The organism is Thermobifida cellulosilytica TB100 (assembly GCF_001517975.1).
GTDB lineage: Bacteria > Actinomycetota > Actinomycetes > Streptosporangiales > Streptosporangiaceae > Thermobifida > Thermobifida cellulosilytica.
Genome location: NZ_KQ950186.1, coordinates 99808 through 106611, shown reverse-complemented (window position 1 = coordinate 106611; position 6804 = coordinate 99808). Strand labels below are relative to the sequence as shown.

Sequence of the window (6804 nt, the reverse complement as noted above, 5' to 3'; positions counted from 1 at the left end):
ACCTCCCTGGTGTCGGCGTCCCCCTTGAGCCGCTCGGCGGTGACCCAGCCGTCCAGCCGGGGCATCATGACGTCCAGTGTGATCACGTCCGGCGCCACCTCCCGCACGCGCTCCAGGCAGTCCTGCCCGTCGGCGGCGGTGTGGACCTCGAATCCCTCCAGTCTCAGGTTCAGGGCGATGAGCTGTCTGATCACCTCATCGTCGTCGACCACCAGTACGCGTCCCAACTCTTGTGTCACGGGCGCGACACTAGCGCTCCGCTGTCACTTCCGCTGCGGGTTGGGCGGGCCCGTGATGAAGATCGTGCAACCCACTCGGCGGCCCTGCTAGAGTTGGGAACGCGAAGCGCCCCCTTAGCTCAGGGGATAGAGCAACGGCCTCCGGAGCCGTGTGCGCAGGTTCGAATCCTGCAGGGGGCACCCGGAACGCACTTCACAACCCCGACTGACCGTGTGGTCAGCGGGGTTTCTTCGTGGGGCCGGACCTCCCCTCCGCCCCTGCCGGACGCCCACGCGGTGCGGCGGGCGCCGGGCCTTCCTCCGCCTTCCCGGCCGGTTCCGGTCGTCGCGGCGGCGGACGGGCGGAGCGCCGCGCCGGAGGGCAGCGGTGAGGGGGAAGACCGGGACTGGCGGCGGGGCTCCGGTGCGCTGCGGCCTTCCCGCAGTTGGCCTGCTGCTGCTCGTCGGCTCCTCGGCCCCGGAGGCGTTCGGCCCCGCCCCTGCTGCACCGGACGGCGGGGGGAGCCGGGCTGTTCCCGGCCCACCGGCTCGGGCCGCTCTCCTGCCAGCCGCTTTCCCGTTCTGCGCGGTCACGCCGGACGGGGAGAGCGCAGCCCCGGAGCTCGCCGCCTCCGGGACCCCTTGTTCCCGGGCGGCCGAGGCGTGGCGAGGCGGAGGCACCGGCGGCGCTGCAACAGCGCGCCGCGGCGCTCCCGCCCGGTGTCCGACGGCGGCATCGGGCGAGAGGAGCGCCTCTCCGCCTGCACGCGGAGGGCTGTACGACCAGCCACCGTCACCCCGGCCGCCCCGGGGCCGGGGCTCCTCCCGGCGCGGTGTCGGGAGCAGCTCCGGCCCCGGTGTGCCGCTGTAGGCCGGGTTCCTCCCCGGCCTACAGCGGCACGCCGTCCCAGAGCCTGCGGGTGGCCGGGTGCGGGTCCGCCGCCACCGCCGCCTCGGGGTGGTCGAAGCGCATGGTCAGCCGGGTCTCGGGGGTCCACCGGGGCCATCCGGGGTCGCCCGTGGCGGCGAAGCGCACCCAGGCGGCGTGCACGGCCTCGGCCAGCTCCTCCGGCGGGTTCTCGCCGACCAGCGGGGCGGCGCGGTCCAGGGTCCGGAAGACGAAGGGCACCTCCACGGCGTGGCAGGCGCCCAGGCTCCCGTCGAGCTGCGGGGTGCGCCAGGCGAACTCGTAGCCGAAGGTGCGGGCGGACGCGCCCGCACGGGCCTCGGCGACGCGGTAGGCGGGGATGCGGAACACCTGGTCGGTGATGACCGAGGCGAGGATGTCGCCGGGTTCCTCGCCGCGGCCCTCGGCGGTGTAGACCTTGGCGGCGTCGGCGTCCAGGCCCGCCTGGGCCAGGCGGGCGGCGAGGTGGTCGCCGGTGACGAAGGGCAGGATCCCGGTGGGCGCGAGGAACAGCCGGTACTCGTCGGAGGTGGTGCCGAACAGCAGGTCGACGTCGCCTCCGGCGCCCGCCGCGACGGCCTCGGCGGGCCGCTGCGCCAGCAGTGCGCCGTCGACCGTGGGCGCGAAGGGCAGCAGGACGCTGCCGCGCGCGATCCGCTCGCCCCACACCGCGGGGTCGGGGGCGACCTGGAGTTCCGCGCTGACCTGCTGCTGGACCTCCAGCAGCCGGGGCGTGGGCACCTCGGCCAGCGCCGCGGCGGTGGGGCTGACGCCCAGCCGTTCGGCGAGCACCCGGGTGATGGTGGCGGCGTCCTCCTGGGCCACCGCCGCGGTGCCCGCGCCCGATTGCAGGACGGCGCGGCGGAACAGTCCGCGGGCCCGGGAGAGCGTCATGAGGGTGCACACGCTCATGGCGCCCGCGGACTCCCCGAAGACGGTGACGTTGGCGGGGTCCCCGCCGAAGCGGGCGATGTTGTCGCGCACCCACTCCAGGGCGGCGATCTGGTCGAGCAGGCCCCGGTTGGCGGGGGCGTCCGGCAGGTCGGCGAAGCCGATGACGCCCAGCCGGTAGTTGAAGCTGACCAGGACCACGCCGTCGCGGGCGAAGGCCGCGCCGTCGTAGACGGGTTCGGAGCCGGACCCGTTGGTGAACGCGCCGCCGTGGATCCACACCATCACCGGCAGCCCCACCGCGCCCGGGTCGGGGGTCCACACGTTGAGGTTGAGGCAGTCCTCCCCCGCAATGAACCGCTCGACGAGGAGGCGGTCAATGGCCTCGGGATAGGGCGGCCGGGGCGCGGTGGGGCCGAATTCCGCTGCGTCGCGCACGCCGTCCCAGGGTTCGGGCGGCCGGGGCGCGGTGAAGCGGTCGGCGCCCGTGGGAGGCGCCGCGTAGGGAATTCCGCGGAAGACCGCGATCCCGTTCTCCCTGCGCCCCCGGACCGCTCCCGTCTCCGTCCTGACCACGATCTCCACGCATTTGCCCCTTTCTTTACCGACCGGTCGGTCTTTTCCTAATGACGCGGGTTGTGCGGTGTCAAGGGGGTTCTGCGAGTTTCCTGCGCGGCCTGAGACGTTTTCCGGTTTCAGGGCGCGTGACAGGCTACTGTCGGCGAAATCCCCGAGCAGCCACAAAAGCGTTGCCACCTGGTCGTATGGCACCGATCGTCCGCGAAACCGACCAGCCGGGCAGCGCGCCGTCCCGCGCGGCGAGGACGCCGCGCACCCCGCATCCACCTGTCCGACAGGCGCGCGGCCGAACTGCTGCGCGGCTGTCGCGACACTTTCGTCCCCCGCGGGCCGCCAACCCCACCGATTTCGGCCCCCGGAAAGCTCATCCCAACCCAAACCGGCGTAAGTGGGCGCCGACCCGCGGCGCCCCTGCCACGGACTGTGAAAAGAGGGGCTCATGCGAATCAGGCAGGCCAGCCGCCGCGGTGTCGGAGCGCACAACGAGGACCGTCTCGGCGCCGGAGCCAACTGGGCGTTCGTCCTGGACGGGGCCACCGCGCCGTCCGGAGTGGACAGCGGCTGCATCCACGACGTGAGCTGGCTGGTGGACCAGTTGGCCGAGGCCCTGCGCATCACGCTGAGCACGCCGATGCCGCTGACCGACGCGCTCGCCGTGGCGATCGAGCGGGTCCGCTACGCGCACGGCGGAAGCTGCGACCTGGACAACCCCGACAGCCCGTCGGCGACGGTGGCCCTGGCCCGGCGGCACGAGGAGGGCTTCGACTACCTGGTCCTGGCCGACACCGCGGTGGTCTTCGCCGACGAGGACGGGACCGTGCGGGCGGTCAGCGACGACCGGGTGGACCGCCTGCCCGGGGGCCGCCCCTACAGCAGGGAGCTGGTCCGGAAGTCACGCAACGCCCCCGGCGGGTTCTGGGTGGCCAGCACGGTTCCCGAGGCCGCCTACGAGGCGCTCACCGGGACCGTGCGGACCAGCGAGTTCGCGCTGATGTCGGACGGCTGCTCCCGCCTGGTGGACTACTACGGGCACACCTGGGAGCAGGTCTGGGAGCACCTGCGCCTCCACGGGCCGCACTCGCTGGTCGACTGGGTCCGCGCCGAGGAGCGACGGCACGGCGTGGCGCTGGGCAAGCTGCACGACGACGCCACCGTGCTGCACGCGGTGTTCGCTCCGGAGCAGATCCGCAGGCTGGCCAGGTCCGCCCGCTGACCGTGCGGTGCAGCGGGCGGACGGTGGTCGCGCCGGTCCACCGCGGTGGGCCGGCGCGACCACCGTCCCGGGCCTGCCGGAGCCGTCGCCGCACCGGGTGCGGGACGGCCGGAGGGGACCGCGGCCGTCCACCGGGCTCCCGCGGGCACCGGTCCGAGACGTGGCTGGTCGTGTCCGTGGCGGACGGAGCGGACGGGCGTCCGCGCTCCGGGGGAGGAGTGCGTCCACCGGGACACCGGCGTGTGGGTTTCCTCTTCTCCCGTCCCGATCTCTGGGTTCGGGCGGTCAAGAGCGTGCGGGCGGACCTGCGGTCACCCGCGGTCGGGGGGTCAGGCGGCGGAGAGCTCCATTGCCACCTTGAACGCCTGGGTGTCTGCGCGTCCGCGGTTGGCCAGCGCGGTCGCGAAGATGGGGGCGAAGGCCACGCACCACCGGAACAGCCGCTGGCTGGGCACTCCGATTCCGGCGGCGAGGACGAGGCAGCGCTCTTGGATCTCGTCGAGCGACTCGGCCTTCCACACCGCCCAGTCGATCGCGTCGTAGGCGGGGTCGCCCAGGCAGCCGCGCGGGTCGATGGCGACCAGGCCGCGCTTGACGCCCCCGTCGAGGAGGTTGCCGGGGTGGAGTTCGCCGTGCAGCGGCACCGCGTTGTCCTCCTCCCAGGCCAGGCTGCGGGCCAGGGCGTGGCCGTGGTGCATGAGCGGGGCGGGGACGAGGTCGGCCGCCCGGCCCTCGACGCGCGACCGCTCCCACAGGTCGAACAGGAAGTTGACCCGGCTGCCCAGCGGGTGCAGCTCCCACCGCTCCGACTCGCTGAGCTTGACCGCGTGCAGGTCGCTGATGAAGGCGCTGATCTGCTCCATCGGGGGGACCACGCCGAGTTCGGCGATGGTGAACCCGGGTTCGATGGCCTCCATCAGGATTCCGCCGCGTTCCGCGTCCACCTCGTAGACCTCCGGAACCCGGGCGGTGGGGGCCCAGAGGGCCAGGCCCCGGCCTTCGGCGGCGATGAGGGCGGGCTCGGGGCTCACCTTGAGCACCGCGGCGCCTCCGTCGTCGCGCCGGCAGTGGAAGACCACCGAGGTCTGGCCGTGCGGCCCCATTCCCTCGACGGTGCAGCCCCACTTCTCGGCGAGTTCTGAGACGAGGCTGGGAAGCCCGTCCAACCAGTGCAGCGCACCGGCGCCGAAACGCCGGACCAGCCGGTCTCGCTGTTTGTCGTCAATCGGTTTCGCTACGACGTCACTCATGGGTTCTCCACCCTAGGAAGACCGTCTTTCCTCTATCCGTGCTTCCCTCCTGCGCCCCTATCACTCCTCCCCCATCGGTATTCCGGGATCACGGGCGGCGGAGTGCGGACGGCTTCCGGCCGGGTGTCCAGGGAGAAAAGGCGTCCCCGGCAGTGGGCTCGGGGCGAAATGACCGGGGCCGGACAACGTGTCGCGGGCAGGGAAGAGGCCCGGGAGTCCGGTCTCCCGGGCGGAAGTCCGCGGGGCGTTTCGGGCAGAGCGCTCCCGCGGTCTGTTTCCGGCCGGCACCCCGGGAGCCGACCGGAGCCTGGGGTCATGCCGCGAGCCGGGAGGTGGCGGCGCGGTGCTGGGCCAGCAGGGTCTCCACGACGACGGGCGAGGGACCGAGCGGGGCGGTGACCGCGGTGGCGTCGATCTCGCGCAGGCCGTCCAGGTCCGCGCCGTCCACGAGCTGCCAGGTGGCCACGGCCACCCGGGAGTGCCCGTTGCGGCGCAGCCGGGCCACGGCGTCGGCGACCGAGGGCGCCCACGTGTGCAGGTAGCCGACCTGGACCGGGGTCTGGACGCGGCGGCTCAGCATACGGGCCACGTCCACCACCTGGCGGCGCTCGCTGTTGCCGGGCAGGTCCATCCCCCCGTCCGCGGCGAGGACGACGCCGTCGCCGGGCTGCCATCCCGCGGCGTGCAGCCGGGTGACGAGCTGGGCGACGATCGAGGGCACCGCGCCCAGCGGGGCCGTGGTGCAGGCGTCGAACCGGCCGCTGAGGTCGAGGCCGGCGAGGAGTTCGGTGCTGGCGGCGTCGCTTCCCGCGAGGAAGGCCGGGACCACCACGAGCGGGCCCTCGGTGGACTCCACCGTGGCTCGCAGTTCCTCCTGCGTTCCGAAGGCCGCACGCACCGGGGCCTCCCGGCGCTCGGCCACCGCTTCCGCCAGGTCGTGCAGGGCTGCTCTGCGCTGGACGTCACGTGTGCCGTCCGCCACGAGAACCATCGTCGGGACCATAACCACTGCCTCCATAAAGACCCGAGGTAACCCTGCCCGTTAATCCGGAAGCCTAATGAGCATGGGTTTCACACGAATGAAGCCGTGTTACGCGTGCGCTAACAGCGGCCAATGATGCCGTCCCACCCGTTCAAAGCCGGGACAAAGACCAGGTCGTTGACTCCGGTAAGCGGGCCGGGGAGTCATCTCTCCGCCGACCGTCTCCGGTAGCCTCGCACCGAAGAGGATAATCGACGGAAAATCCCCCTTCCATATCGCGGTAATGTTGCGCCCATCACTCGCGATGTCGTTCCGCAGAACGCAGGGGACGCGTCCCCGCGGGGCGTGGGATGGCGGGTTCCGGTCAAGTGTCAGCCTTCCAGGAGATTCACCGGAGCTCGTCCGGGCTATTCCGGTGACGCGGTACCCGGAAAATACCCAGATTCGGACAGCGTTGAACATGATTTCCTGACCGATCCTCGTGAAACCGCGGCCCAGAATGGTAGAAATTGAAAGGAGTGGACGGTCGGGCGGGTGAATTGCCTGCGAGCGCCGCTCCTGCGGGACGCCTTCCCCGCGGCGGACCGGGGCGTCCGCCGGGAGCGTGCGCCCCGCCCGATCCGGACAGCCGGGGCGGGAAGCGGAGGAGGAACGGGTGGACCACGGAGCCGACCGGGAGCTGGCCCTCGCGGACCCCCGGGTCCCCGGCCTGGGAGCGCTGCTGTCCGGCGAGGCGGCCCTGGACCTGCTCGACGCGCTGCTGC

Annotated in this window: 5 protein-coding genes and 1 tRNA gene; 2 read left to right on the top strand and 4 right to left on the bottom strand. The window is 72.7% G+C overall.

All coding sequences use genetic code 11. The features are described 5' to 3' along the window. On the bottom strand, window positions 1-227 hold a 227-nt coding region (locus AC529_RS17200; RefSeq protein WP_157080253.1), incomplete at its 3' end, for a response regulator. Between the two features lie 120 nt (window positions 228-347). On the opposite strand from AC529_RS17200, the gene AC529_RS17195 reads away from it, so the two are divergent. Next, a tRNA-Arg gene (locus AC529_RS17195) sits at window positions 348-419 on the top strand. Window positions 420-1107: 688 nt separating this feature from the next. Here the strand turns inward: AC529_RS17195 and AC529_RS17190 are convergent. Beyond that, complete coding sequence (locus tag AC529_RS17190; RefSeq protein ID WP_068758395.1) at window positions 1108-2601, bottom strand: carboxylesterase/lipase family protein; 1494 nt, start codon at window positions 2599-2601, stop codon at window positions 1108-1110. A 433-nt stretch (window positions 2602-3034) separates the two neighbouring features. Between AC529_RS17190 and AC529_RS17185 the strand changes: the two genes are divergently transcribed. After that, window positions 3035-3808, top strand: coding sequence for a protein phosphatase 2C domain-containing protein (locus AC529_RS17185; protein WP_068758394.1), 774 nt, complete (start codon window positions 3035-3037; stop codon window positions 3806-3808). 329 nt (window positions 3809-4137) lie between these two features. Here AC529_RS17185 and AC529_RS17180 read toward each other — a convergent pair whose 3' ends face one another. Together AC529_RS17180 and AC529_RS17175 are read right to left on the bottom strand one after the other, a co-directional pair. Continuing rightward, a complete protein-coding gene (locus tag AC529_RS17180; RefSeq protein WP_068758393.1) occupies window positions 4138-5058 on the bottom strand; it encodes an aminoglycoside phosphotransferase family protein in 921 nt (306 codons plus the stop codon). A 313-nt stretch (window positions 5059-5371) separates the two neighbouring features. Further along, on the bottom strand, window positions 5372-6061 hold the full coding sequence (locus tag AC529_RS17175) for a sirohydrochlorin chelatase (protein ID WP_068758392.1): 690 nt from the start codon (window positions 6059-6061) through the stop codon (window positions 5372-5374). Between the last annotated feature and the right edge of the window lie 743 nt (window positions 6062-6804).

What these genes read in the sequence shown, in the direction of transcription:
- AC529_RS17180 (WP_068758393.1), bottom strand. Translation starts at nt 5,058, where the DNA reads ATGAGTGACGTCGTAGCGAAACCGATTGACGACAAACAGCGAGACCGG.
- AC529_RS17175 (WP_068758392.1), bottom strand. Translation starts at nt 6,061, where the DNA reads ATGGTCCCGACGATGGTTCTCGTGGCGGACGGCACACGTGACGTCCAG.
- AC529_RS17185 (WP_068758394.1), top strand. Translation starts at nt 3,035, where the DNA reads ATGCGAATCAGGCAGGCCAGCCGCCGCGGTGTCGGAGCGCACAACGAG.